At 45.4% G+C, this 24,313-nt stretch carries 24 protein-coding genes; 12 read left to right on the forward strand and 12 right to left on the reverse strand.

From position 1 onward, the window contains the following. Nucleotides 1-59 precede the first annotated feature (59 nt). The 6 genes from lptB to BDE27_RS00385 all read right to left on the reverse strand — a co-directional run bounded on the left by lptB (nt 60) and on the right by BDE27_RS00385 (nt 4,556). Complete coding sequence (gene lptB, locus BDE27_RS00360; protein ID WP_099130834.1) at nt 60-785, reverse strand: LPS export ABC transporter ATP-binding protein; 726 nt, start codon at nt 783-785, stop codon at nt 60-62. A gap of 6 nt (nt 786-791) precedes the next feature. After that, nucleotides 792-1,340, reverse strand: coding sequence for a lipopolysaccharide ABC transporter substrate-binding protein LptA (gene lptA / locus BDE27_RS00365; RefSeq protein WP_099130833.1), 549 nt, complete (start codon nt 1,338-1,340; stop codon nt 792-794). Next, complete coding sequence (lptC, locus tag BDE27_RS00370; protein ID WP_099130963.1) at nt 1,321-1,923, reverse strand: LPS export ABC transporter periplasmic protein LptC; 603 nt, start codon at nt 1,921-1,923, stop codon at nt 1,321-1,323. Before lptC ends, lptA begins: the two co-directional genes overlap by 20 nt. A gap of 19 nt (nt 1,924-1,942) precedes the next feature. Then, nucleotides 1,943-2,506 (reverse strand): 3-deoxy-manno-octulosonate-8-phosphatase KdsC, encoded by a 564-nt coding sequence (gene kdsC, locus BDE27_RS00375; protein ID WP_099130832.1) that lies wholly within the window; start codon nt 2,504-2,506, stop codon nt 1,943-1,945. Nucleotides 2,507-2,574: 68 nt separating this feature from the next. Continuing rightward, nucleotides 2,575-3,543 (reverse strand): arabinose-5-phosphate isomerase KdsD, encoded by a 969-nt coding sequence (kdsD, locus tag BDE27_RS00380; RefSeq protein ID WP_099130831.1) that lies wholly within the window; start codon nt 3,541-3,543, stop codon nt 2,575-2,577. A 35-nt stretch (nt 3,544-3,578) separates the two neighbouring features. After that, on the reverse strand, nt 3,579-4,556 hold the full coding sequence (locus BDE27_RS00385; protein WP_099130830.1) for a calcium/sodium antiporter: 978 nt from the start codon (nt 4,554-4,556) through the stop codon (nt 3,579-3,581). A 231-nt stretch (nt 4,557-4,787) separates the two neighbouring features. Here BDE27_RS00385 and mlaF point away from each other — a divergent pair, with 231 nt between their 5' ends. From mlaF to murA, 7 genes are all read left to right on the forward strand, one after another. Beyond that, nucleotides 4,788-5,591, forward strand: a complete 804-nt coding sequence (gene mlaF / locus BDE27_RS00390; protein WP_099130829.1) for a phospholipid ABC transporter ATP-binding protein MlaF — start codon at nt 4,788-4,790, stop codon at nt 5,589-5,591. A gap of 10 nt (nt 5,592-5,601) precedes the next feature. Further along, nucleotides 5,602-6,384: a lipid asymmetry maintenance ABC transporter permease subunit MlaE gene (gene mlaE / locus BDE27_RS00395; protein WP_099130962.1), complete on the forward strand. Its 783-nt coding sequence runs from the start codon at nt 5,602-5,604 to the stop codon at nt 6,382-6,384. A gap of 4 nt (nt 6,385-6,388) precedes the next feature. After that, nucleotides 6,389-6,901, forward strand: coding sequence for an outer membrane lipid asymmetry maintenance protein MlaD (gene mlaD, locus BDE27_RS00400; RefSeq protein ID WP_099130828.1), 513 nt, complete (start codon nt 6,389-6,391; stop codon nt 6,899-6,901). A gap of 33 nt (nt 6,902-6,934) precedes the next feature. Next, nucleotides 6,935-7,564 (forward strand): phospholipid-binding protein MlaC, encoded by a 630-nt coding sequence (mlaC, locus tag BDE27_RS00405; protein ID WP_099130827.1) that lies wholly within the window; start codon nt 6,935-6,937, stop codon nt 7,562-7,564. 1 nt (nt 7,565) lies between these two features. After that, nucleotides 7,566-7,919, forward strand: a complete 354-nt coding sequence (gene mlaB / locus BDE27_RS00410; protein ID WP_099130826.1) for a lipid asymmetry maintenance protein MlaB — start codon at nt 7,566-7,568, stop codon at nt 7,917-7,919. Between the two features lie 155 nt (nt 7,920-8,074). Continuing rightward, on the forward strand, nt 8,075-8,329 hold the full coding sequence (ibaG, locus tag BDE27_RS00415; RefSeq protein ID WP_074020576.1) for a BolA family iron metabolism protein IbaG: 255 nt from the start codon (nt 8,075-8,077) through the stop codon (nt 8,327-8,329). A 57-nt stretch (nt 8,330-8,386) separates the two neighbouring features. Then, nucleotides 8,387-9,649: a UDP-N-acetylglucosamine 1-carboxyvinyltransferase gene (gene murA / locus BDE27_RS00420; protein WP_099130825.1), complete on the forward strand. Its 1,263-nt coding sequence runs from the start codon at nt 8,387-8,389 to the stop codon at nt 9,647-9,649. 78 nt (nt 9,650-9,727) lie between these two features. Here murA and degS read toward each other — a convergent pair whose 3' ends face one another. The 3 genes from degS to zapG form a co-directional block, all read right to left on the reverse strand. Beyond that, complete coding sequence (gene degS / locus BDE27_RS00425) at nt 9,728-10,792, reverse strand: outer membrane-stress sensor serine endopeptidase DegS (RefSeq protein ID WP_099130824.1); 1,065 nt, start codon at nt 10,790-10,792, stop codon at nt 9,728-9,730. Between the two features lie 89 nt (nt 10,793-10,881). After that, nucleotides 10,882-12,261: a Do family serine endopeptidase gene (locus BDE27_RS00430; protein WP_099130823.1), complete on the reverse strand. Its 1,380-nt coding sequence runs from the start codon at nt 12,259-12,261 to the stop codon at nt 10,882-10,884. Between the two features lie 300 nt (nt 12,262-12,561). Continuing rightward, nucleotides 12,562-12,960: a Z-ring associated protein ZapG gene (gene zapG, locus BDE27_RS00435; RefSeq protein ID WP_099130822.1), complete on the reverse strand. Its 399-nt coding sequence runs from the start codon at nt 12,958-12,960 to the stop codon at nt 12,562-12,564. A gap of 351 nt (nt 12,961-13,311) precedes the next feature. Between zapG and zapE the strand changes: the two genes are divergently transcribed. The 5 genes from zapE (at nt 13,312) to sspB (ending at nt 17,088) form a co-directional block, all read left to right on the forward strand. Then, a complete protein-coding gene (gene zapE, locus BDE27_RS00440) occupies nt 13,312-14,439 on the forward strand; it encodes a cell division protein ZapE (protein WP_099130821.1) in 1,128 nt (375 codons plus the stop codon). A 237-nt stretch (nt 14,440-14,676) separates the two neighbouring features. Beyond that, nucleotides 14,677-15,105, forward strand: a complete 429-nt coding sequence (rplM, locus tag BDE27_RS00445; protein ID WP_011148147.1) for a 50S ribosomal protein L13 — start codon at nt 14,677-14,679, stop codon at nt 15,103-15,105. Nucleotides 15,106-15,120: 15 nt separating this feature from the next. Then, nucleotides 15,121-15,513 carry a 30S ribosomal protein S9 gene (gene rpsI, locus BDE27_RS00450; protein WP_045959780.1) on the forward strand — a complete coding sequence of 131 codons (393 nt, stop codon included), beginning with the start codon at nt 15,121-15,123 and terminating at the stop codon, nt 15,511-15,513. 430 nt (nt 15,514-15,943) lie between these two features. Continuing rightward, nucleotides 15,944-16,585, forward strand: coding sequence for a stringent starvation protein SspA (sspA, locus tag BDE27_RS00455; protein ID WP_099130820.1), 642 nt, complete (start codon nt 15,944-15,946; stop codon nt 16,583-16,585). Between the two features lie 5 nt (nt 16,586-16,590). Then, entirely contained in the window at nt 16,591-17,088 is a 498-nt protein-coding gene (gene sspB, locus BDE27_RS00460; RefSeq protein ID WP_099130819.1) for a ClpXP protease specificity-enhancing factor, read from the forward strand. A 119-nt stretch (nt 17,089-17,207) separates the two neighbouring features. On the opposite strand, the gene BDE27_RS00465 is transcribed toward sspB, so the two are convergent. From BDE27_RS00465 to gltB, 3 genes are all read right to left on the reverse strand, one after another. Then, entirely contained in the window at nt 17,208-17,591 is a 384-nt protein-coding gene (locus BDE27_RS00465; RefSeq protein ID WP_244208645.1) for a hypothetical protein, read from the reverse strand. Nucleotides 17,592-18,026: 435 nt separating this feature from the next. Further along, entirely contained in the window at nt 18,027-19,445 is a 1,419-nt protein-coding gene (locus BDE27_RS00470; protein ID WP_099130817.1) for a glutamate synthase small subunit, read from the reverse strand. Between the two features lie 10 nt (nt 19,446-19,455). After that, nucleotides 19,456-23,913, reverse strand: coding sequence for a glutamate synthase large subunit (gene gltB / locus BDE27_RS00475; protein ID WP_099130816.1), 4,458 nt, complete (start codon nt 23,911-23,913; stop codon nt 19,456-19,458). Between the last annotated feature and the right edge of the window lie 400 nt (nt 23,914-24,313).

Consider the following 24,313-nt stretch of genomic DNA (forward strand, 5'->3'; position numbering starts at 1 on the left):
CTTTCTCCTTAACCTAGCTTGAATAGTTCCTTGAATCGCGCCTGACAGAAGGATAAAAGTTAAAGGCGGAAACCTTCACCCAAATAGACGCGTTTGACCTGCTCGTTATTCAGGATGTCATTCGGAGTACCGTGGGCAATCAAATGACCCTGGCTGACGATGTAGGCACGTTCACAGACATCCAGTGTTTCACGCACATTGTGGTCAGTAATCAGTACTCCTAATCCGTAATCCCGCAGATGTTGAATGATCTTTTTAATATCCAGTACGGAAATGGGGTCAACACCGGCAAAAGGTTCATCTAACAGAATGAATTTGGGATTGGCTGCCAATGCACGGGCAATCTCCACCCGACGGCGTTCACCACCGGAAAGTGATTGCCCAAGGTTATCACGCAGGTGAGCGATGTGAAATTCTTCCATCAATTCTTCTGCACGCGCTTTTCTCTGCTCTTGAGTCAGGTCTTTGCGAATCTCCAGTACCGCCATCAAATTGTCGAATACACTCAAACGACGGAAGATAGAAGCTTCCTGAGGCAAGTAACCTATCCCACGGCGTGCACGCTCATGCAGGGGCAGCAGGCTGATATCTTCTTCATCAATGGTGATAGAACCAGCATCACGTGGAACAATGCCAACCACCATATAGAAAGTAGTGGTTTTACCTGCTCCATTGGGACCAAGTAAACCAACAATCTCCCCTGATTTCACGTTTAGGCTGACGTTCTCAACGACCTTACGGCCTTTATAGGCTTTTGCCAGATTTTCTGCGTTTAGTATTGCCATCAGTCGTTATTTACCCTTTTTCTGAGCGTCAGCGCCGTTAACACCTGGGCCTTTTTCTTGTAGCTGGGCAGGTAACAAGACGGTAGTGACATGTTTACCTTTATCGCTAAAGGCTTCCATTTGTTGTGTCGGTACGAGATAAGTGATTTTATCGCCTTTGATATTACTGTCTAGCTGTTCAAGATAGGCGTTCCCTGTCAGGGTGACCAGCTCTTTATCCATCTCATAGCGCATCTTTGATGCATGACCTTTGATGGGCTTACCATCATCTTGCAATTGGTAAAAAGTGGCAGGATTACCGAATGCTTCAATAACTGTCTTGTCAGAATTTCCTTCCGGGCGGGTAACAACGACCTTATCTGCATGAATGTCGATCGAGCCTTGTTTTACGCTAACATTATCCGTAAATGTGGCAATGTTTCCCGTTAAATCCAGCGACTGTCTTGCTGAATCGATGGTAATGGGCTTTTTTGTATCATCTTTTAAGGCCAGTACGGGTAGGCTGACGGCAAAAAGAGTACCGGCAATAATGGAATTACGGATTAGGTTGTTCATGTGGAATCTCATATTGAGTGGTCACCTTTTCAATCAGTTCAGCAGTTTTGTTTCGCAGATTGCCACGCATTTTCATGCCAACAGATTTCAGACCGACACCAATAAGAGTGACTCGGTCATCGGATGCGACATCTTGGGTTGTCAGATTGACGATCGCATTGTCTGTTGTGATCCGCTGCAATTGTGACGCATCGTTCAGGCTATCCACTTGGACATCCCCGTACAGATAGAGCATCTTATCTTGGGTCATTTTGGCCTTGTTGGCGCGTACTGTCCATGTTGCTATCGGGGTGCCAGGGGTGCCAGGGGTGCCATTGGGGGCAAATGTTATCAATACGGGGTTGGTAAACCAGGTCAACTTGGTTTCCGTATAGTTTTTAACATCGTCAGCGACCAGCTTGTAAGTCAGCTTACCTTCCGGATCATAGACAAAAGTAATAGCTTCCTGTGTTTGATAAGTCGGATAACCATCATCCACAATGGCTGATGAGGTATTATCATTTACATTCGAGAAATTCCAGCCAATCAGCGCAAGCGCGATCAGTGCCAGTATTGCGATCAGCCAGGATTGAATTTTGCTCATTCTTTTTTTCAATTTTAATTTATATGGATAATCCTTTGGCATCTTCGAGCTTATTCTGAGCGAAGAGTACCAAATCACAAAGTTCCCTGACTGCACCGCGACCGCCGGCAATCTGAGTCACATAATCTGCTTTTGGCAACAGTAAAGGATGGGCATCAGCAACTGCAACAGATAATCCAACTTGTGCCATGACAGGCCAGTCAATAAGGTCATCACCAATATAGGCGACTTGCTCTGGCTGCAACGCTAGTTTATCCAACAGTTCCTTATACGCCAAAACCTTATCGTTTTGTCCTTGGTAAAGATGTGTAATACCTAGGGTTTCTGCCCGATTTTCCAGCAGTTTTGCTTTGCGGCCAGTGATGATGGCAACCTCAATATCGGAGGTGATTAAACAACGGATGCCATAACCATCACGAACGTTAAAGGCTTTCAGCTCTTCGCCTTCATTGCCCATGTAGATAAGCCCATCAGACATCACGCCATCAACATCACAAATCAGCAAACGGATTTGGCGGGCTTTTTCGATAATTACTTGATTAACTGGGCCATAACAGGTGTCCAGGTACTCTTTTTGACTCATTAAGAAATTCTCTTAAGATTTATATCATGCTTGTTTGTATCAGTTTACTTGCTTTATAGAAGACCGGTCTACACAACACCGGCCTGCAAAAGATCGTGCATGTGTAGTACACCAAGTAATTTGTCACCTTCTGTGACCAATAGTGAGGTGATATGGCGTGATTGCATCAGGTTTAGTGCATCAACCGCCAGTGCATTGGGTTTAATACGAATGCCACCGGCAGTCATGACATCAGAGATTTTTGCATTGTTTAAATCAATGCCCATGTCGAAAACACGGCGTAAATCGCCATCGGTGAAGATACCACTGATCTGCATGTTATCATCACAAATAACCGTGATGCCCAATTTTTTGCGGGTGATTTCCACCAAAGCCTCACGCAAAGTCGCTGTACGGGGAACACGGGGAATGTCATTACCCGTGGTCATTAAATCACTGACCAGCAGCAGAAGTTTGCGTCCGAGTGCTCCACCAGGATGGGAAAGGGCGAAGTCTTCAGCCGTAAAGCCACGGGCCTGCAAGAGTGCAAGGGCTAATGCATCGCCCATGACGAGTGTGGCGGTGGTGCTGGTCGTGGGGGCCAATCCCAATGGACAGGCTTCCTGTGGGACTTTGATGCACAAGTGGATGTCTGCGGCTTTGCCCATGTTACTGTTGCGATTATTTGTCATGCAGATGAGCGGGACTTTTTGTCGCTTGAGTACGGGAATTAACGCCAGAATTTCATTTGATTCACCGGAATTGGAAATCGCCAGTACGATGTCTTTTGCTGTTACCATGCCGAGATCGCCATGGCTGGCTTCGCCAGGATGGACAAAGAACGAAGGTGTACCGGTGCTGGCAAATGTCGCAGCGATTTTTCGTCCAATATGACCGGATTTACCCATCCCCATCACAATGACTTTTCCTTCACAACTAAACATTAGTTCACAGGCTTGGCTGAAATCGTCATTAATGTATTGTTCCAGGCCAACCAGCCCTTCAAGTTCAATATGTAATACTTGCTTACCTGCTTGCTGAAAATCGATTTTAGGCATTTTTACTTCCCACTCTTTTCCCATTCAATCGGCAATTACTTAGTACCGTAATAATTAGAAACAAAAAGTACGACAAAATAAGCGATAAAACAGCTCAGTAGCAAGATGCCGTTCAATCGGTTCAATCGATGCTTTCTTCCCAGACAAAATACCGTGAATAGTATACTCGCTGCCATCATGACCCAAAAATCGCGGGAAAATGCTTGAGGTGAAAAGGCACTAGGGGAAAGTATGGCAGGGACACCCAGAACAAGGGTGGCGTTGAATACGTTTGAGCCAACAATATTGCCCATTGCCATGTCATTCTCACCTTTTATGGCCGCAGCAATAGCGGTGGCAAGCTCAGGCAAACTGGTTCCCACGGCAAGTATTGTGAGGCCAATCACCAGTTCGTTAACACCATAAATACGTGCAATAACGGTTGCATTATCAATCACCATGCGGGTAGAAATGGGAAGAATCATTAACCCCAGAACCACCCAAAGAAGCGCAATTCCTTTGTTGCCTTCGACCGGCAATTCGGCATTTCGTTCCTGGGTATAGCTATCAACCCTATTGTGTTGGGAGAAAGCGGTCATCTTTATCATCAGAGAGATAAAGAAGAGGGCTGCAAGCACTAAAAGAATACCATCCAGCCGGCTCAGGTATCCATTGGACAGCAAATACCCTGCAAATACGGTGATCGCCAACATTAGGGGCACTTCTTGTCGCAAAATTTCTGATTTTACTCTGATTGGCCGAATGAAAGCCGCAGCTCCCGTAATGAGCAACAGGTTAGTAATATTGGAGCCAATGGCATTGCCTATGGCCATGTCTGGCTGTCCGTCTAAAAATGCTGTAACAGAGATCATCAGTTCTGGTAGCGAGGTTCCTATTCCCATAATAACCAGGCCGACAATAAAAGGGGGAATTTTCATGGCACGGGCAAAAACGGCCGCACCATAAACTAATCTATCGGAACCATACACCAGTAAAATCAACCCGGTAATGAGCAGTACAATTGTCAGAAACATGGAGTGTCCCTTAAATAAGTTTTATTCCGAGCATAATGCTAATAATGGTTGATTTTTAAACATGGAATGTTTATTCAGCTAGACTTATACATTCTGACGATCAAGCGATAAAAAGTAAAATTTGTCACAACTTTGCTAACGCAAAATTGGGCAATTTTTTGTAGTATGCATTATTAATTATTTAAATACAGTCATGAAGACAGTTCTATTAACGGTTAGGGGCTATCAATAATGAGTCAACAAACAGCAAATCTTATTGAGATCTGTGGAATGCATTTCACCCGGGGCCAACGCCCGATTTTTGCTGATATTAATCTGACCGTTCCGAAAGGAAAAATTACCGCCATTATGGGACCTTCTGGTATCGGAAAAACCACGTTGCTGCGTCTGATCGGGGGACAAATTCGCCCTGAACGTGGTGAAATTTGGTTTGATGGCGATAATATTCCGGCATTATCCCGCCCACGTCTGTATGCTGCCCGTAAGAAAATGAGCATGTTATTTCAGTCAGGTGCTTTGTTCACCGATCTGAATGTTTTTGACAATGTGGCTTTTCCCCTGCGTGAGCATACCCAACTGCCTGAAGCGTTGATTCACACAACCGTGATGATGAAGCTGGAAGCGGTAGGGTTGCGTGGCGCTGCGCACTTGATGCCATCGGAACTCTCTGGCGGTATGGCAAGGCGAGCTGCATTAGCAAGGGCGATTGCACTCGATCCCGACTTGATCATGTTTGATGAACCTTTTGTCGGTCAAGATCCCATCACGATGGGCGTTTTGGTGAAGCTGATCGATGAGCTGAATCATGCGCTTGGTGTTACGTGTGTCGTGGTTTCCCACGATGTGCCTGAAGTACTGAGTATTGCCGATTATGCTTATATTGTGGCTGAGAAGAAAGTGATTGCAGAAGGTACTCCAGATCAACTGAGAATGAATCAGGATCAACGGGTTCGGCAGTTTCTTGATGGTATTGCTGATGGGCCTGTACCTTTCCGTTTCCCTGCTGGGGATTACAAAACTGAGTTATTAGGATGATGGAATGTTGATGTTAACACGGGCATTAGCAGCAATGGGCCGGCGTGCGATTGAGGTTACGGCTTCATTCGGTCGTGCGGGCTTTATGCTGTTTACTGCAATCATTGGTAAGCCAGAGCCAGCCAAACAATGGACACTATTGCGTCAGCAACTGTATAGCGTAGGTGTTCAATCTCTTCTGATCATTGTGGTTTCAGGTCTGTTTATTGGTATGGTGTTGGCCTTGCAAGGTTATTTGGTTTTAACCACATTTAGTGCGGAAGGCAGCCTTGGCATGATGGTGGCGTTATCACTACTGCGTGAATTGGGGCCTGTGGTGACTGCACTACTGTTTGCCGGGCGAGCGGGTTCAGCTTTGACTGCAGAAATTGGTTTGATGAAAGCCACTGAACAGATTTCCAGTCTGGAAATGATGGCGGTTGATCCGCTGCGCCGCGTTATTGCCCCGCGTTTTTGGGCTGGTTTTATCAGTATGCCCTTACTCTCCCTAATCTTTGTCGCTGTGGGGATCTTGGGAGGTGCAATAGTGGGTGTTGATTGGAAAGGCATTGATGGTGGCTTCTTCTGGTCATCGATGCAATCTACGGTTGAATGGCAAAAAGATTTGCTCAACTGTTTTCTCAAGAGTGTCGTTTTTGCTATTACGGTAACTTGGATTGCACTGTTCAATGGTTATGACGCTATCCCAACATCGGAAGGGATCAGCAGGGCAACGACGCGCACAGTAGTTCATGCGTCGTTGGCGGTATTGGGTTTGGATTTTGTGCTGACAGCACTGATGTTTGGGAACTAAGTCGATGCGAAGCAAGAAAAATGAAATTTGGGTGGGAATTTTTGTCTTGATTGCGTTGGCAGCAATCATTTTTTTATGCCTCAAAGTTGCAGATATCCGATCTTTCGGCAGCCAGCCAACTTATCGTGTATATGCCGCGTTTGATAATATTGGTGGCCTGAAAGTACGTTCACCGGTGAAAGTTGGCGGAGTAGTTGTTGGCCGCGTGGAGAAAATCTGGCTGGATCACAAAACCTATACACCACAAGTTGAATTGGATATTTTCACGCAATACGACAATATTCCAAATACCAGTTCGCTTTCTATCCGAACGTCAGGGTTACTGGGAGAGCAATATATTTCTCTCAATATTGGGTTTGATGACCCTGATTTAGGCACTGCCATGTTGAAAGATGGCGATCGTATTGAAGATACCAAGCCTGCGATGGTACTTGAAGATTTGATTGGTCAGTTCTTGTATAAGAGTAGTGGCGGAAGTCAGGGGAAATCCGCTTCGGCACCTGAACAAGCACACTAACCAGCAATCCACTGCTTAGGAGAAATAACACTTATGTTTAAGCGATTACTTATGATTGCGTTGCTGGTGGTTGCGCCATTGGCCAGCGCTACAGATCAAACCAACCCCTACGCATTGATGAAAGATGCAGCGGCAAAAACGTTTATCCGTTTGAAGAACGATCAACCGCAGATTCAGGCCAATCCAGAAGTCTTGCGTCAGATTGTGCGTCAAGAATTACTGCCTTATGTGCAGATAAAATATGCAGGAGCACTGGTTCTGGGGCCTTACTACAAACAAGCGACACCGGAGCAGCGTGATGCTTATTTCAAGGCGTTTGAATCCTATCTGGAGCAGGCATATGGTCAGGCCTTGGCGATGTATCACGGACAAGCTTATCAGATTGCACCAGAACAGCCGTTGGGTGATAAGACGATAGTGGCCATTCGTGTCACGATCATCGATTCTAATGGACAGCCGCCTGTTCGTTTAGATTTCCAATGGCGTAAAAACAGTAAGACAGGTTATTGGCAAGCTTACGATATGATCGCAGAAGGTGTGAGCATGATCACGACCAAGCAGAACGAATGGGCGGATATCCTGCGTCAGAAAGGTATTGATGGCCTGACTGAACAGTTAGCCATCAGCGCGAAAGCACCAATCACTTTAGAAAAGAAAAAGTGATATGGAAAAAGCGACTTTTGATAACGATATGATGATTAACGAAAATGTCAATCAGGGAACTGTTAACTGGGAAAAGGCCGGTAATACATTGTTTCTGCAAGGCACATTGGATCGTGATAGTTTGTTACCCCTTTGGCAACAAAAAGAGCACGTTCTGGAGGACATTGGCAATATTGATGTCTCTCAACTAAGCCGTGTGGATTCTACGGGGTTGGCCCTGTTTGTCCAATTAAAGGGGGAATGCCACAAACGTGGCAGGACACTGACTTTTTCAGGCGTAGGTGAACGCCTGAGTACGTTGATAACGTTGTATGGTCTGCAAGCCCTTCTTGACGATAACCAGCCGAAGACGTAATTCCTTTTTTTGATCATCAGCGCCCTTGTAAGCTATCAACTTACAGGGGCGTTTTTCTTGGTTTAAGAGTTGCCTTTATTCCATTAGGATAAGCATCTACTATTATTTTTTTAATTTAACGACACTATTTTCTAACGACGAGTGTGAGCAGATTTATGGATACGAATGAAATCAAAAAAGTGCTGATGGAAAAATTGGCACTTGATGAAGTTATCGTCAGCGGTGACGGCAGCCACTTTCAGGTTATTGCTGTTGGCGCATTTTTTGATGGCCTGAGTCGGGTTAAACAACAGCAGGCTGTTTATGCTCCTTTGATGGAATACATCGCTGATAACCGCATTCACGCGTTGTCAATCAAAGCCTATACGCCGGCACAATGGCAGCGTGACCGTAAGCTTCAGGGACTTTGAAGCTGTTTGCCTCACCGCGAACAGCACACTTTGAATTAAATAAGAGAATCATGACAGATGGATAAATTTCGCGTGAAAGGGCCTACCTGCCTGTCGGGAGAGGTGATTATTTCCGGGGCAAAAAATGCCGCCTTACCAATTATGTTCGCAGCGTTACTGGCAGAAGAACCGGTTGAATTACAGAATGTTCCTGAATTGAGAGATATTGATACCACGATCAAATTGCTTAATCGTTTGGGTACAAAAGTGGAACGTAATGGTTCTGTTTTTATTGATGCCAGTGAAGTCAATGAATATTGTGCCCCTTATGAACTGGTTAAAACCATGCGAGCGTCCATCTGGGCATTGGGACCGTTGGTGGCACGTTTCGGTCAGGGGCAGGTCTCTTTGCCAGGCGGCTGCGCTATTGGAGCTCGCCCTGTTGATCTCCATATTTCTGGCCTGGAGCAGCTTGGTGCGAAAATCGTGCTGGATGAGGGATATGTCAGAGCCACTGTGGATGGCCGTTTGAAAGGTGCCAGCATTGTGATGGATAAAGTCAGTGTTGGGGCAACGGTTACGATCATGACTGCGGCAACATTGGCAGAAGGAACAACCACCATTGAAAACGCTGCGCGTGAACCTGAAATTGAAGATACAGCTAATTTTCTCAATATGCTGGGAGCAAAAATCAAAGGTGCAGGTACTGATCGCATTGTGATTGAGGGAGTTGAGCGTTTGGGTGGTGGTGTTCATCGTATACTGCCTGATCGTATCGAAACTGGCACCTTCTTGGTCGCGGCGGCGGTTTCACGTGGTAAGGTAGTTTGTCGTCATGCGAAACCTGATACTTTAGATGCTGTTTTAGCCAAGTTGCGTGAAGCTGGGGCGGATATCAAAGTGGGAGAGGATTGGGTTAGCCTTGATATGCATGGTCAGCGGCCAAAAGCAGTGACATTCCGCACGGCACCTCATCCGGGCTTTCCAACTGATATGCAGGCGCAATTTAGCCTATTGAATATGGTTGCAGATGGTGCAGGTATGATCACTGAAACCATTTTTGAAAATCGCTTCATGCATATCCCTGAGTTGATTCGTATGGGCGCACGGGCTGAAATTGAGAGTAATACAGTGTTGTGTCATGGTGTTGAAAAGCTATCTGGTGCTCAGGTTATGGCGACTGATTTGCGTGCTTCTGCGAGTTTAGTATTAGCTGGTTGCATTGCCGAAGGAACGACAGTCGTAGACCGTATTTATCATATTGACCGTGGTTACGAACATATTGAAGATAAGCTGCGTGGTCTTGGCGCAAATATTGAGCGCATTAAGACAACTGGCTAAACGGAATTAAATATTCTTTCTCGTCCACCTTGCCCACATTATGGGTGAGTGGACGAGAAAATAGCTGGCGAGAAAAGATTAATAGCCATCAAACTCATCGATTGTGACGTTAAGTGTGAGGGAAGCTCCATCGCGTAGCACCGTTACAGGAACAACACTGCCCGGACGAATTTCCGCAACTTTATCCATTGTTTCCACAGGTGAGATGGCTGGCTGGTGATTAACGCTGGTAATGATATCTCCCACTTTGATCCCCGCTTTTTCAGCCGGACCATTAGGTGCGATCTGGAAAACGCGTAACCCCTGAATTTGATTGATATTACTGCCTGATGAGCGAATATAGGGTAATTCTCTGGCGGTGATGCCTATATATCCCCTGATAACTCGGCCATCACGGATCAATTTCTGCATAATGGTAGTCGCCAGTTTTGTTGGAATGGCAAATCCCAGCCCTTCCGGTGTTGAACCAAACTCAGACTTATCGAACGTTAACGTATTGATACCAACTAATTCTCCTAGCGTATTGACCAAAGCACCACCGGAGTTGCCTTGGTTAATTGACGCATCTGTTTGCAGGAAATTCTGGCGACGCGTTGGACTAAGGCCGACACGCCCGGTTGCACTGATAATGCCTTGTGTGATGGTTTGTCCCAAATTGTACGGATTGCCGATAGCCAACACGATATCCCCTACGTGGGCCACACGTTTAGGATTAATTGGGATCACAGGCAGGTTTGTGGCGTTGATTTTTAAAACTGCCAGATCCGTTGGGCTATCTGAGCCGACTAACAGTGCTTCATAAAAGCGCCCATCTTGCAAGGCGACAATAATGGAAGCTGCCTTATTGATAACATGCCGATTAGTGAGGATATAGCCTTGTTCACTCATAATGACACCGGAACCTAAAGGAAGAAGTTCCCGGCTTTCATGGGAAAAACTGCCCATGCTGCTGCTGTAAATATTGACTACCGCAGGAGCAGCCCGGCGGACAGCTTTGCTGAAACTGGATACTGTATCGCTGCTGTTGTTGTTATCGCTCAGGAAATTTTTTAAGCCACTAGGACGCAGAGAGGGGATAGCGACCAGCAAAATAGCGGCAATCAATAAGCCTATGAGTATAGAGCGTAATAACTTGATCAGCATGACATTATTCAGAGTAGTAATTGATTGAAAGAAGAATAGCATAGAAGCGGACAGACACAGCATTATACTGTGTCTGTCGTGGGTATAGATTAATTACGCAGTAAGAGATAAATATTATCGTCACCACGTAAGACGTTCAATGCGATAATGGTCGGCTTCTCCTCAGTGATCTTGCGTAATTCACTGATATTTCGTACACGCACATTATTGGCACCAACAATCAAGTCATCCTTCTGCAAACCCGATATTGCAGCAGGTGAGTTCGGAATAATCGAATCCACTTTGATGCCTTGGGTATTTTTTATGGCGGCATTACTCAGGGTTGCGCCTTGCAGGGCAATACTCAAGTTTTCTGCTTTCGTTGGCTCTCCATCACTGTTATCCAGTGTAACGGTGACTTCAAGTGGCTTCCCTTTGCGCAGCAGACCAATTGTGACTTCTTTACCTGGAACTGTTGTACCAACCTTCGCACGTAGCTCAGCAAAGCTATTAATTTTTTTGCCATCAAAGGAGATTAGTACATCCCCTGGTTTGATACCCGCTTTAGCCGCAGCCGATTTAGGCAGGACTTCGCTGACAAATGTCCCTTGTTGTGCTTCAACATTGAGTGCTTTGGCGATGTCTGCCGTCATCTCGGTTCCTTTGATACCGAGTATGCCGCGTTTGATTTCTCCATGGGAAATAAGCTGGGCAGAAAGAGCCTTAGCCATATTACTTGGGATGGCAAAACCGATACCGACGTTACCACCGCTTGGTGCGAGGATGGCGGTGTTAATACCGATCAGTTCTCCTTTCAGATTAATCAATGCACCACCAGAGTTACCGCGGTTAATAGGGGCATCGGTCTGGATAAAGTTTTCCAAACCTTCCAGATTCAGGCCGCTGCGGCCAAGAGCAGAAATGATCCCGGATGTGACGGTTTGCCCCAAGCCAAATGGGTTACCGATGGCAATAGCATAATCTCCGACGCGCAGTTGGTCGGAGTCAGCGAACTTGATGGCAGTCAGGTTTTTGGCATCTTTCAATTGCAAAAGAGCAATGTCGGTTTGTGGATCACGTCCAAGGAGTTTTGCTGAGTATTCACGACCATCATTTAATTGAACGCGTATTTTATTTGCATTATTAATGACATGACTATTGGTCAATACATAACCTTTATTGGCATCAATAATTACCCCAGAGCCTAACCCCGTGAATGGACGTTTTCTTGGTTCTTGCGGAGGAAATGCAGGACCGAAGAAGAACTGAAAATCGTCAGGTAACTGGAGTTGTTGGCTTTGTACTTCTGTACCTGAAACATGAACAGTGACAACAGAAGGCAGCACTTTTTCCAGCATGGGAGCGAGACTGGCTGATTCTTGAGCGACCGCAGCAGCAGGTAGGGCTGCATTACTTACCATTGGAACTGAAGCTAAAGATAGTCCGATACTAATAGCGAGTGCGCTGAGCAATGTATTTTTTCTTTTCATGAATACGTTCTCTTAATACCTAAGCTAGAAAAGGAAATTGTGCTTAAGAGATCTATCCTGTCAAGGCTTTGCTACCTTGGAAATCACTTATTCCTGAGGATTAGATAGGCCTTAAGCATCATTGTTTCAATGCTGTTATGACTCTCAATTATTCAGCAAAGTTCACTAATAAAGTCGTTTTAATGCGTTTCTTTACAGGTATTTACGTGAATCAAAAATAAAAAACAAAAATCTTTCCATTGGATGAAGGGCACGAAAGGGAGCCGTGGTAGCGATTGTTACCACGGCAAAGTGTATTAATTATTTATCTTGGAGCGGACGGAACAGGCCAGATGCACCTTCAGAATAATCCCGTGGAGGCGTGTTAGCAGTCACTTTATTTGTCTCAGTTTCGGATTCGCTTAGACGATAATTGAAAGGATTATCCTGTACTGGCATGTTGGGCATCAGTTCATTGGAACTTTTCGCCATGTGCTGATACAACTGACGGTAATCGCGTGCCATATTGTCAAGTAATTCAGCGCTACGGGCGAAATGGCTGACCAGCTCTTTGCGGTATTCTTCCAATTCAGCCCGATTTTTCTCCAATTCAGCCTGTAGGGCATTTTGTTGGCGTAGCTTTGAGCTGCCAAAGCGGACAGCCAGCGCGCCGACGATAAAACCGATGATTAATCCGATCAGGGCATATTCCCAAGTCATGGCAACTCCTTTAGTAACATCGTTATTCTGCAATATTGTTTCTGCAATGTTCTTAGAGCCTTATCCCATTAGGCAGTTCTGTTTGCAAGGATATACAACTATTGGGATAGGTTCTTGGTTCATGATGACCACTATAACCGTTAATTTAGTCAGAGTGGAATATTGATTATTAATTAATTCATTTATCTGTAATCTAATATATTAATTTTATACAGCTTTACCAACGCATGTAGGTAAAAATTCTTATCCAAAAGCAGATATCTCAATTCACATCAGTGGGAATTGGCATAGTTTTTATTGGTAAATTACGATACGTACTGAGAATAAAAAACTTTAAGGATTGTTATTTTCATGTCACCGATTACACCTTCATCGCTCTATCAATCAGCACTGTCTGATGATCAGTATCAACCTGACGAAGTACAGCGCAAGACTGTTGAACGCCTTGATCTTATTCATCGCGCTCTCATCAATGCTCAACCGCACCATACTCCGCAAGCCAGTGGACTGAAAGGCATATTGGGTAAGTTGTTTGGTCGACAAACTTCTGCGCAATGCCGCCCTGTTCAGGGGCTTTATATGTGGGGCGGTGTCGGGCGTGGCAAAACATGGCTGATGGATATGTTTTACCAGAGTTTACCGACTGAGCGAAAATTGCGTCTCCATTTCCACCGTTTCATGTTACGGGTACATGAAGAGTTAACAACGTTACAAGGCCATGAAGATCCTTTGGAGATAGTTGCTGATGGTTTCAAGGCACAGACGGATATACTCTGTTTTGATGAGTTTTTTGTGTCCGATATTACGGATGCTATGCTCCTTGGTACATTGCTGGAAGCGTTGTTTGTACGGGGAATTGCCTTGGTGGCGACATCCAATATCCCCCCTGATGAGTTATACCGAAATGGATTGCAGCGCGCACGATTTCTGCCAGCCATTGAGCAGATCAAAAAATATTGTGATGTCATGAATGTCGATGCCGGTATCGATTATCGCCTACGGACACTGACACAGGCTCATCTCTATTTGACGCCATTGTCAGAAGAGAATCGACAGGAGATGCGTCATATGTTTCTGCGTTTGGCCGGACGAGAAGGGGAGCCAAATCCAATATTGGAGATCAATCATCGCAATATGCCTGTCATCAGTAGTGTTGATGGGGTATTGGCAATCCATTTCAAGACATTGTGTGAAGATCCACGCAGCCAGCTGGACTATATTGCTTTGTCGAAACTTTATCATTCTGTTTTGTTACACGATATGCCGATTATGACAATATTGAATGAAAGTGCTGCGCGACGTTTTATCGCACTGGTGGATGAATTCTATGAGCGCCAGGTAAAACTTATCATTAATGCCGACGCGCCGGTGGAACAGATTTATCAGGGTGAGTTGTTGACGTTTGAATATCAACGTTGCCTGTCTCGCTTGCAGGAAATGCAAAGTGAGGAATACCTGAAACTTCCACATTTACCCTGATTCCTTCGTCCTTTGGGATAATTATTGAATTTGGGGTCGATTTTTTATGATGAGTTCTCTATAATCTTGCGACCCCACGTTACAGCAGGATTTTTTATTTCCCAAAAAACTTGCATTAGTGCCGGCATAGGCTATTCGAAGGGGTAGGTTTGCTGGACATGAGTCGTGTGAACCTCAAAAACAGTTTCTGAACATCGAGTGTTCACCAACGTGTAACTTATAATTGGGTAAGCTTTAATGAAAACTTTTACAGCTAAACCAGAAACCGTAAAACGCGACTGGTATGTTGTTGACGCAGATGGCAAAACTTTGGGCCGTCTTGCAACTGAAGTAGCTCGTCGCCTGCGCGGCAAGCACAAAGCGGAATACACTCCGCACGTTGATACTGGTGATTACATCATTATTGTTAACGCAGAAAAAGTTGCTGTAACCGGCAACAAACGTTCTGACAAAATTTATTATCACCACACTGGCCACATCGGTGGTATCAAGCAAGCGACCTTTGAAGAGATGATTGCCCGCCGTCCTGAGCGTGTCATTGAAATCGCGGTTAAAGGCATGCTGCCAAAAGGGCCACTGGGTCGTGCAATGTACCGTAAACTGAAAGTTTACGCGGGCAGTGAGCACAACCACGCGGCACAGCAACCACAAGTTCTGGACATTTAATCGGGATTATAGGCAATGGCTGAAAATCAATACTACGGCACTGGTCGCCGCAAAAGCTCTTCCGCTCGTGTCTTCATTAAGCCAGGTAGCGGTAACATCGTAATCAACCAACGCAGCCTCGAAGTTTACTTCGGTCGTGAAACTGCACGTATGGTTGTTCGTCAGCCACTTGAGCTGGTTGATATGCTGAACAAACTGGATCTGTACATCACTGTTAAAGGTGGTGGTATTTCTGGTCAGGCAGGCGCAATCCGTCACGGTATCACCCGTGCACTGATGGCTTATGACGAGACTCTGCGTTCTGAACTTCGCAAAGCTGGCTTCGTTACTCGCGATGCTCGTGAAGTTGAACGTAAAAAAGTGGGTCTGCGCAAAGCACGTCGTCGTCCACAGTTCTCCAAACGTTAATTTATTGCCACAACTGTGGCAATGGGTTAAAGTTAAAAACCCGTCATTTTTATGGCGGGTTTTTTATTCCTTCAGATTTTTCACTCTTCGATAATTCGCTATTTTTAGCAAAAAAATAGCATTTTTGAGAAATTAATTCCCAGACTCTAATATTTCATCATTAATTCTCAATGTACTTCCCCACAAAATGTGCAAAATCTGGTAAACTAGTAACAATTTTTTGCCTTATCCATGAGTTTGCCCGATTTGGCAGAGGTAAAATATAATATCCCAAGATATTTTCTCGTTACAGCCAATAAAGCCGTTACCAGAAGATAAAGGGGATAACCTCGGATAATAAGTGCGAAACAGGATGAGAATATGAGCGAGAATAGCCGCTGTTCACTGAAGGGCTGTTCGTTCCTTTTTTTAGATAAACTTGGAGGTTTTCATGGCTGTCGCTGCCAACAAACGTTCGGTAATGACTCTGTTTTCCGGCCCGACCGACATTTTTAGCCATCAAGTGAGAATTGTGCTGGCGGAGAAAGGGGTCAGCGTAGAGATTGAACACGTTGAAGCGGGTAATTTGCCTCAGGATTTGATTGATTTGAATCCTTATCAATCTGTTCCTACTCTCGTTGATCGTGAGCTGACCCTGTATGATTCTCGCATCATTATGGAATATCTGGATGAGCGTTTCCCGCATCCACCACTCATGCCTGTGTATCCTGTCGCACGAGGTTCCAGCCGTCTGATGATGCATAGAATTGAAAAAGACTGGTATTCCCTGATGTACAAAATTCAGGAAGGAAGTGTTCAGGAAGCGAATGCTGCACGTAAACAGCTTGCTGAAGAACTGCTGGCAATTGGGCCAATTTTCAGAGAAATGCCTTTCTTCATGAGTGAAGAGTTCAGCTTGGTGGATTGTTATTTATCTCCACTGCTGTGGCGTTTGCCTGTCTTGGGGGTTGAGCTACTAGGACCCGGTGCCAAAGATCTTCAAGTCTATATGCAGCGTGTATTTGAACGTGACGCATTCTTGGCTTCGTTGACAGAAGCTGAACGTGAAATGCGTTTACAATCACGGAGTTAATATATATGGAGATGACTCAAATGTCTCCACGCCGCCCCTATCTATTGCGGGCACATTATGAATGGCTGCTGGATAATGACATGACCCCGCATATTGTTGTGGATGTTAACTGTTATGGTGTTAACGTCCCGATGGAATATGCACAAAATGGGCAAATTATTTTGAATATCTCGCCGAGAGCGGTTGGCAATTTGCAATTGACGAACGATGAAGTGAGGTTTAATGCCCGATTTGGTGGTGTTGGTCGTCAAGTGACTGTTCCAATGGCGGCTGTGATTGCGGTTTATGCCCGTGAAAATGGCGCAGGAATGATGTTTGAGCCAGAATTTGCCTATGACGCGGATAATACCGAGTCAGAAGGAACAGATGTGCCAGCAGCGGATAATCTGGTGCTTATTCATAAGAATAAGCATAATAAAAAAGCTTCTTACGATGATGATTCGCCAGATGACGAACCACCTCAACCGCCAAAAGGCCGCCCAACCTTGCGCGTCGTGAAATAATTGTTCAAAGCTTATACCCAATCGTTTCAAGTTGCAGTCAGCACGGCCGCAGCCTGGAAGGTGAAGGGGTTCGTTAGAGATGAAAATAGAGGAGACGTTGATCTCCTTTATTTTTAGTACTACATGTAAGTGCTATGCATTTTCTCAAATTGCCATATACAGGTTTCGATATTGTATCGGTTTTCTCCCCTATTGGATTTTTCCGCCGCTCTTAGGTTGTCTATTATTTTCTTGGCAAATGCTCTCTGTTGACTGAGCCCTCTGATCGTTGGAGGTATATTGCAGACATCAGTGAATGAGAGAGTGCGATGTGATTTTGTCAGTGACAATACTTCTACAGGATTTTCAATTAAAGCAATAGATAAAGCATTAGTAATTTTCCGGGAAAATTCTGGGTGGATATTAGGGGATAGCTTAAAGGCAACTTGCAGCCATTGTTTATCACCGGTTGCAATATTCTGGATAATTTTGTCCTGATTGTGTTCTGCGTTTATCTCTGCCACAACAGAATTTATTCCTCTTTCTTGTATTTGCTGCATAATTTCGACAGGAGTAGAAAATCTGGCCAGTGAGGGTAAGCTTGCTAAGGTTATAGAAGAAAAGCAGAGTATCTGGATAAGTAAGCGCATATATTTCTACCTGTTGTTATCACTTTAATGATCTTTTATTTCATTTCTATTTAATCAGTTTTGCTAAGTAATTTTCTTGTCGAAAAAAATAAACCTTATTGCCGTATTACGGTATTGCACTATTGCTGTATTGCTATAATGAGCAGGAGATTAAATCGATATATTTAACTTTAGAGTATAAGAATAGTTGCATAAGTGCCAAAAATACAACTAATCTGGTAGCAAAAGAAAATCAAAATATTGGATTTTTATTTTGTGAGAGCTTCTCCGACTAAAATGTCGGAGAAGTCATTAAAAAAGCGTTGAATATTAGATTTCAAGATAATCGAGGATACCAAAAGCGGCTTTTCGGCCTTCATCAATAGCAGTCACGACTAAATCAGAACCACGTACAGCGTCCCCACCTGCGAATATTTTAGGATTACTGGTCTGGAAAGGCTGTTTACTGGATGCAGGCGTGATAATGCGGCCTCTTTGATCGAGTTTGACTTGATGTCCGTCCAGCCAGCCCATGGTGTGAGGCTTGAAACCAAATGCCATGATCACTGCATCGGCTTCTATCAAAAATTCGGAACCTTGAATAATCTCAGCCTGACGACGGCCTTTTTCATCTATGGCACTTAGTTGTGTTTTCACCACCTTGACCCCACAAACCCGTCCTGCACCATTAATTTCAATGCTAATGGGTTGCAGGTTAAAACGAAACTCTACACCTTCTTCTTTAGCATTTTTTACTTCACGACGGGAGCCGGGCATATTTTCTTCATCCCGCCGATAGGCACAGATAACATGGGTTGCACCCTGGCGAATCGAAGTACGGACGCAGTCCATTGCTGTATCACCGCCGCCCAGTACCAGAACACGTTTACCTTTCATATCAACATAAGGTTGTTCAGGTAGAGAAGGATAACCCATCAAATGACGGGTGTTGGCGATTAAGAAAGGCAAGGCATCATATACTCCGTCAGCGTTTTCGTTATCCAGCCCACCACGGATGGATTGATAGGTACCCACCCCAAGAAATACGGCATCAAATTCTTTGGTGAGTTCAGCCAGAGTGACGTCCCGGCCTATCTCTGTGTTTAGACGGAACTCAATACCCATCCCGGAAAATATTTCACGGCGGCGAATTATCACCTCTTTTTCTAGTTTAAAGGCGGGAATACCAAATGTGAGCAAACCACCAATTTCAGGATGGCGATCGTAGACCACCACTTGTACGCCATTACGCGTCAGGACATCTGCACAAGCTAATCCTGCCGGTCCTGCCCCAACCACGGCGACACGTTTACCGGTTGGGATGACATGCGACATATCCGGTTTCCAGCCCATCGCAATAGCCGTGTCATTAATATAGCGTTCAATGTTGCCGATAGTGACAGCACCGAAGTCGTCATTCAGGGTACAGGCGCCTTCACACAGGCGATCTTGCGGACAGACCCGACCACAGACTTCTGGCAAGCTGTTGGTCTGGTGTGATAATTCCGCTGCTTCGATGATGCGTCCTTCATTGGCGAGTTTCAGCCAATTTGGAATGTAGTTATGTACGGGACATTTCCATTCACAGTATGGATTACCACAAGAGAGACAGCGATCTGCTTGTGCCTGTGCTTGAATTTCAGAAAATGGTTCATAAATCTCAACAAATTCTATTTTTCTGATTTTCAATAATTTCTTAGGTGGATCGACACGTTGTAAGTCGATAAATTGATAAACATTCTGACTCATTATTAACTCCTTACTGTGCCTGAACCCGCAATTCGGCAGAAGAACGGCTACGGTGCCCCAACAACGCACTGACATCACTGGATTTCGGTTTAACCAAAGCAAACTTATTGACCCATTGAGACCAATTTTCCAATAGGCTTTCACCGTGGTGTGAGTTTGTCAGACGGACATGTTCGGTGATTAATCCCCGCAGATGTTCTGTATGAATGGCAAGGGTATCCATTGAGAGAACTTCTACCAGTTCTGGATTGACGCGTTTGCGGAAGTCATCAAATTCATCAAGGACGTAAGCAAATCCACCGGTCATACCTGCACCAAAATTTACACCAGTGCTGCCCAGGACACAGACGATCCCACCAGTCATGTATTCACAGCCATTGTCGCCTATCCCCTCAATAACGGTGATGGCACCTGAGTTACGTACTGCGAAGCGTTCACCGGCACGTCCGGCAGCAAAGAGTTTCCCGCCTGTTGCACCATAAAGGCAGGTATTGCCGATAATAGTGGCTTCGTTACTTTTAAATGCTGAGCCGGCAGGAGGAAGGATGGTAATACAGCCGCCAGCCATACCCTTACCGACATAATCATTGGCATCGCCAATTAAAGTCAGTTCGACACCGGCAGCATTCCAGACGCCAAAACTTTGTCCGGCCGTTCCATTGAAATGCAGTTTGATTGGATCGGCAGCCCGCCCTTGATCGCCATACCGAGCCGCAATCTCGCCGGAGAGGGAAGCGCCAACAGAGCGATCGGTATTTTGGATATCAAAATAGAACGTCTTGCTTTGCGCGTTTTCTACATACGGCATAGCTTGGGCGACGATCAATGTATTCAGTGTACCTTGGTCAAAAGGAGGATTACCTTCTGTGCAATGCCGCGCTTTGCTGGTATGAGGTTCTACGGTTTCCAGTAATGGTTTGAGATTGAGCTTGCTTTGCTTGGCAGAAATTCCCTCAAGTATTTCCAGCAAGTCTGTTCGTCCAATCAAATCGGTAAGTTTTTTCACTCCTAATTGCGCCATCAGTTCACGTGTTTCCTGCGCAATAAAGCGGAAATAGTTAATAACTCTTTCTGGCAAGCCGTGATAATGGGATTGGCGTAGTTTTTCATCTTGTGTCGCGACACCAGTGGCACAGTTATTTAAGTGACAGATGCGCAAATATTTACAGCCGAGAGCAACCATTGGGCCTGTGCCAAAACCGAAACTTTCTGCGCCTAAAATAGCCGCTTTGATGATATCCATCCCCGTTTTCAAACCACCATCCACCTGAAGGCGGATTTTATGGCGTAATCCATTGGCAACCAGCGCTTGTTGGGTTTCCACCAGTCCCAATTCCCACGGGCAACCTGCGTATTTGACAGAAGAAAGCGGGCTGGCACCTGTTCCGCCGTCATAACCGGCGATGGTAATCAGATCGGCATAGGCTTTGGCGACACCTGTGGCAATGGTTCCTACGCCAGGTTCTGAAACCAGTTTGACGGAGATCAGCGCCTGCGGATTCACCTGCTTAAGATCGAAAATCAATTGGGCCAGATCTTCGATTGAATAAATATCGTGATGTGGTGGTGGAGAAATGAGGGTAACGCCCGGAACGGAGTAGCGCAATTTGGCAATATAAGGCGTTACCTTATCTCCCGGTAATTGACCGCCTTCTCCTGGTTTTGCGCCTTGGGCGACTTTTATCTGGATCACATCGGCACTGGCTAAGTACGCTGGTGTAACGCCAAATCTGCCGGAAGCAACTTGCTTGATGCGGGAAACTTTCTTGGTACGATAACGAACGGGATCTTCGCCACCTTCTCCAGAGTTGGAAAACCCCCCTAACGTATTCATCGCTTCTGCCAGCGCTTCATGGGCCTCTGGGCTGAGTGCGCCAATTGACATGGCTGCGGTATCAAAACGTTTGAACAGTGCTTCTGCAGGTTCAACATCTGCAATATTGATGGGATCACCTTTAGGCACTAGGGCAAGCAGATCCCGCAAGGTGGTGATGGGGCGTCCATTGACCAGTTCGGAATATTTCAGGTAATCACTGTAGTTGCCACTGTGAACAGCGGTCTGCAATGTTTTGACGACATCAGGGTTATAAGCGTGATACTCCCCATTATGGACATATTTTAGCAGTCCCCCTTGATCGATGGAGTGGCGATGCAACCATGCCCGTTTGGCAAGATTACGCAGATCTTGTTCAAAATCGCTGAAATCTGCTCCTCCAATACGGCTGACAACACCATTGAAGCAGATATCTGTCACATCCAGGTGCAAACCAACGGCTTCGAACAACTTAGAGCAGCGATAAGAGGAAATAGTGGAGATGCCCATTTTGGACATAATCTTATACAGCCCTTTATTGATGCCATTGCGATAATTAAGCATCACGCGGGCATATGGCGCATTAATTGTGCCATCATCCACCATTTTTCCCAGTGTTTCATAGGCCAAATAAGGGTAAACAGCGGTAGCGCCAAAACCCATCAATACCGCAAAATGATGCGGATCACGCGCACTGGCAGTTTCTACAATCAAGTTGGTATCACAGCGCAGGTTTTTCTCAACCAGGCAGTGTTGGATAGCACCGACAGCCATTGGCGCAGGGATGGGTACTCTTTCTGGTGCAATATTGCGATCGGATAGTACTAACAATACTGCACCATTGCGGGCGAGTTCTTCTGCCTTTTCACATAAAGCTAACACCGCCTGTTTCAGGGTGATTTCCTGTGGATTGAAGGTCAAATCCAACGTATCAGCGCGATAATAGGATTCCTGCCGTGTCGTCAGTTGTACGAAATCAGAATAGAGCAGGACTGGCGATTGAAAGCACAACCGATGAGCCTGCCCTTCTGCTTCACAAAAGACATTCATTTCTCGCCCAATGCGGGTAGCCAGAGACATCACATGAGCTTCACGTAATGGATCGATGGGAGGATTGGTCACTTGGGCGAATTGCTGACGAAAATAGTCGTAGATAATGCGAGGACGGCTGGAAAGCACGGCAAACGGTGTGTCATCGCCCATTGAGCCGGTCGCCTCCTGAGCATTTTCACCGAGGGGACGGATAACTTGATCCAATTCCTCATTACTGTAGGCAAACTGCTTGTGATAAGTTGCCAACAGGCGATCATCTAACTCTCGCTGCCCGACCTGTGCTTCCGGCAACTCTTCAAACGGAATCAAACGCTTGACGTTTTTTTCTAGCCATTCTTTATAAGGGTGGCGGCTTTTCAGATCGTTGTCAGTTTCCGTTGAGTGGAGAATACGCCCTTCATAGGTATCGATAACCATTAACTCACCCGGCCCGACACGGCCTTTCTCGACGACTTCATCGGGTTGGTAATCCCAAATACCAACTTCAGAAGCGCAGGTAATCAGCTTATCTTTGGTAATCACATAGCGGGCAGGGCGTAAGCCATTGCGATCTAAATTACAGGCGGCATAACGCCCATCGGAAATAACGATGCCGGCCGGTCCATCCCAAGGTTCCATGTGCATGGAATTAAAATCGAAGAATGCACGCAGATCATCATCCATATCAGGGTTATTCTGCCATGCCGGTGGAACGAGCAAACGCATTGCGCGGATTAAGTCCATACCGCCATTGAGAAACAGTTCCAGCATGTTATCCAGTGAACTGGAATCGGAACCAGTTTCATTAACAAAAGGTGCAGCAGTATGTAAGTCTGGGATCAGTGGCGTGCGGAACTTATAGGCTCGTGCTTTCGCCCATTCACGGTTTCCCGTAATGGTATTGATTTCCCCATTGTGAGCCAGATAGCGAAAGGGTTGTGCCAGCGGCCAACGGGGAATGGTATTGGTTGAAAAGCGCTGATGGAATAAACAGATAGCAGATTCCATGCGCAGGTCAGCCAAATCGGGGTAGAAACGCGGTAAATCCGCAGCCATGCACAATCCTTTATAAATCGTGACCAGATTAGACAGGCTGCAAATATAAAAGTCATTGTCGATAATCCGTTTTTCTATACGGCGTCGGGAAACGAACAGGCGGCGTTCCAGATCTTGTGCTCGCCATCCGGCGGGTGCATTGATAAAAACTTGCTCAATGCGAGGAAGGCTTGATAAGGCAATATCACCTAAGATATCGCGATTGATAGGAACTTCCCGCCAACCCACAATGGATAGGGTTTCGTGTTGTAACTCCTGTTCGATAATATCACGGCATAATTGGGCAATTTTGCCATCCTGGCTTAGAAACAACATGCCGACGGCATAATTTTTAGCGAGCCGCCATGACTGCTCACTGGCGATCATTTGAAAGAAACGGTCTGGTTTTTGCATTAACAAACCACAGCCATCACCCGTTTTGCCGTCTGCCAGAATTGCACCTCGGTGTTGCATCCGAGCCAGTGCATGTATGGCTGTGCGCACCACCTTGTGGCTGGGTTCTCCTTCAATATGTGCGATTAATCCAAAGCCACAGTTATCTTTTTCCTGCAATATGTCATACAACATTGTAAAGCTCCCCAAGTTCTGTCCGACTCTCACATTACTCGCGAGATGGTATCGATATATATTTTTTCTACAGGCGTCTAATTTGCGCCCTCAGTAAAACGCCACTTGTTTTATTGGCATTAACAAGCGGTGAATCAAAATGATGTTATGTTATCTATCACTGCATAAATATGAGCCAGAGGATTATCTGGCAGGTGATTTTCAGCGAATTCCCAACTTAACGGTAAAAACAGTGTTGGTCAAATCGTGTTAAATCATGTTTTTTGTTGATAATTTCCATATATTTTGTTGATTTTTATAAGTAAATGGCAATTTTTTGTGTTTTGTGACTGAGATCATCTCTCTTAAATGATGTGAGTTATATCACTAAAATCACCCCATTATCTATTTTGGATATGCT

This window comes from Xenorhabdus ehlersii (genome assembly GCF_003610465.1).
Classification (GTDB): Bacteria; Pseudomonadota; Gammaproteobacteria; order Enterobacterales; family Enterobacteriaceae; genus Xenorhabdus; species Xenorhabdus ehlersii.

Bases quoted from the DNA above. Each gene is read 5' to 3' on its own strand.
- sspB (WP_099130819.1), top strand. From the start codon at position 16,591: ATGGAGATGACTCAAATGTCTCCACGCCGCCCCTATCTATTGCGGGCA.
- mlaF (WP_099130829.1), top strand. From the start codon at position 4,788: ATGAGTCAACAAACAGCAAATCTTATTGAGATCTGTGGAATGCATTTC.
- mlaE (WP_099130962.1), top strand. From the start codon at position 5,602: ATGTTAACACGGGCATTAGCAGCAATGGGCCGGCGTGCGATTGAGGTT.
- zapE (WP_099130821.1), top strand. From the start codon at position 13,312: ATGTCACCGATTACACCTTCATCGCTCTATCAATCAGCACTGTCTGAT.
- gltB (WP_099130816.1), bottom strand. From the start codon at position 23,913: ATGTTGTATGACATATTGCAGGAAAAAGATAACTGTGGCTTTGGATTA.
- rpsI (WP_045959780.1), top strand. From the start codon at position 15,121: ATGGCTGAAAATCAATACTACGGCACTGGTCGCCGCAAAAGCTCTTCC.
- sspA (WP_099130820.1), top strand. From the start codon at position 15,944: ATGGCTGTCGCTGCCAACAAACGTTCGGTAATGACTCTGTTTTCCGGC.
- lptA (WP_099130833.1), bottom strand. From the start codon at position 1,340: ATGAACAACCTAATCCGTAATTCCATTATTGCCGGTACTCTTTTTGCC.
- BDE27_RS00470 (WP_099130817.1), bottom strand. From the start codon at position 19,445: ATGAGTCAGAATGTTTATCAATTTATCGACTTACAACGTGTCGATCCA.
- BDE27_RS00430 (WP_099130823.1), bottom strand. From the start codon at position 12,261: ATGAAAAGAAAAAATACATTGCTCAGCGCACTCGCTATTAGTATCGGA.
- rplM (WP_011148147.1), top strand. From the start codon at position 14,677: ATGAAAACTTTTACAGCTAAACCAGAAACCGTAAAACGCGACTGGTAT.
- kdsD (WP_099130831.1), bottom strand. From the start codon at position 3,543: ATGCCTAAAATCGATTTTCAGCAAGCAGGTAAGCAAGTATTACATATT.
- mlaC (WP_099130827.1), top strand. From the start codon at position 6,935: ATGTTTAAGCGATTACTTATGATTGCGTTGCTGGTGGTTGCGCCATTG.
- mlaB (WP_099130826.1), top strand. From the start codon at position 7,566: ATGGAAAAAGCGACTTTTGATAACGATATGATGATTAACGAAAATGTC.
- mlaD (WP_099130828.1), top strand. From the start codon at position 6,389: ATGCGAAGCAAGAAAAATGAAATTTGGGTGGGAATTTTTGTCTTGATT.
- zapG (WP_099130822.1), bottom strand. From the start codon at position 12,960: ATGACTTGGGAATATGCCCTGATCGGATTAATCATCGGTTTTATCGTC.
- BDE27_RS00385 (WP_099130830.1), bottom strand. From the start codon at position 4,556: ATGTTTCTGACAATTGTACTGCTCATTACCGGGTTGATTTTACTGGTG.
- ibaG (WP_074020576.1), top strand. From the start codon at position 8,075: ATGGATACGAATGAAATCAAAAAAGTGCTGATGGAAAAATTGGCACTT.
- murA (WP_099130825.1), top strand. From the start codon at position 8,387: ATGGATAAATTTCGCGTGAAAGGGCCTACCTGCCTGTCGGGAGAGGTG.
- lptC (WP_099130963.1), bottom strand. From the start codon at position 1,923: ATGAGCAAAATTCAATCCTGGCTGATCGCAATACTGGCACTGATCGCG.
- kdsC (WP_099130832.1), bottom strand. From the start codon at position 2,506: ATGAGTCAAAAAGAGTACCTGGACACCTGTTATGGCCCAGTTAATCAA.
- lptB (WP_099130834.1), bottom strand. From the start codon at position 785: ATGGCAATACTAAACGCAGAAAATCTGGCAAAAGCCTATAAAGGCCGT.
- degS (WP_099130824.1), bottom strand. From the start codon at position 10,792: ATGCTGATCAAGTTATTACGCTCTATACTCATAGGCTTATTGATTGCC.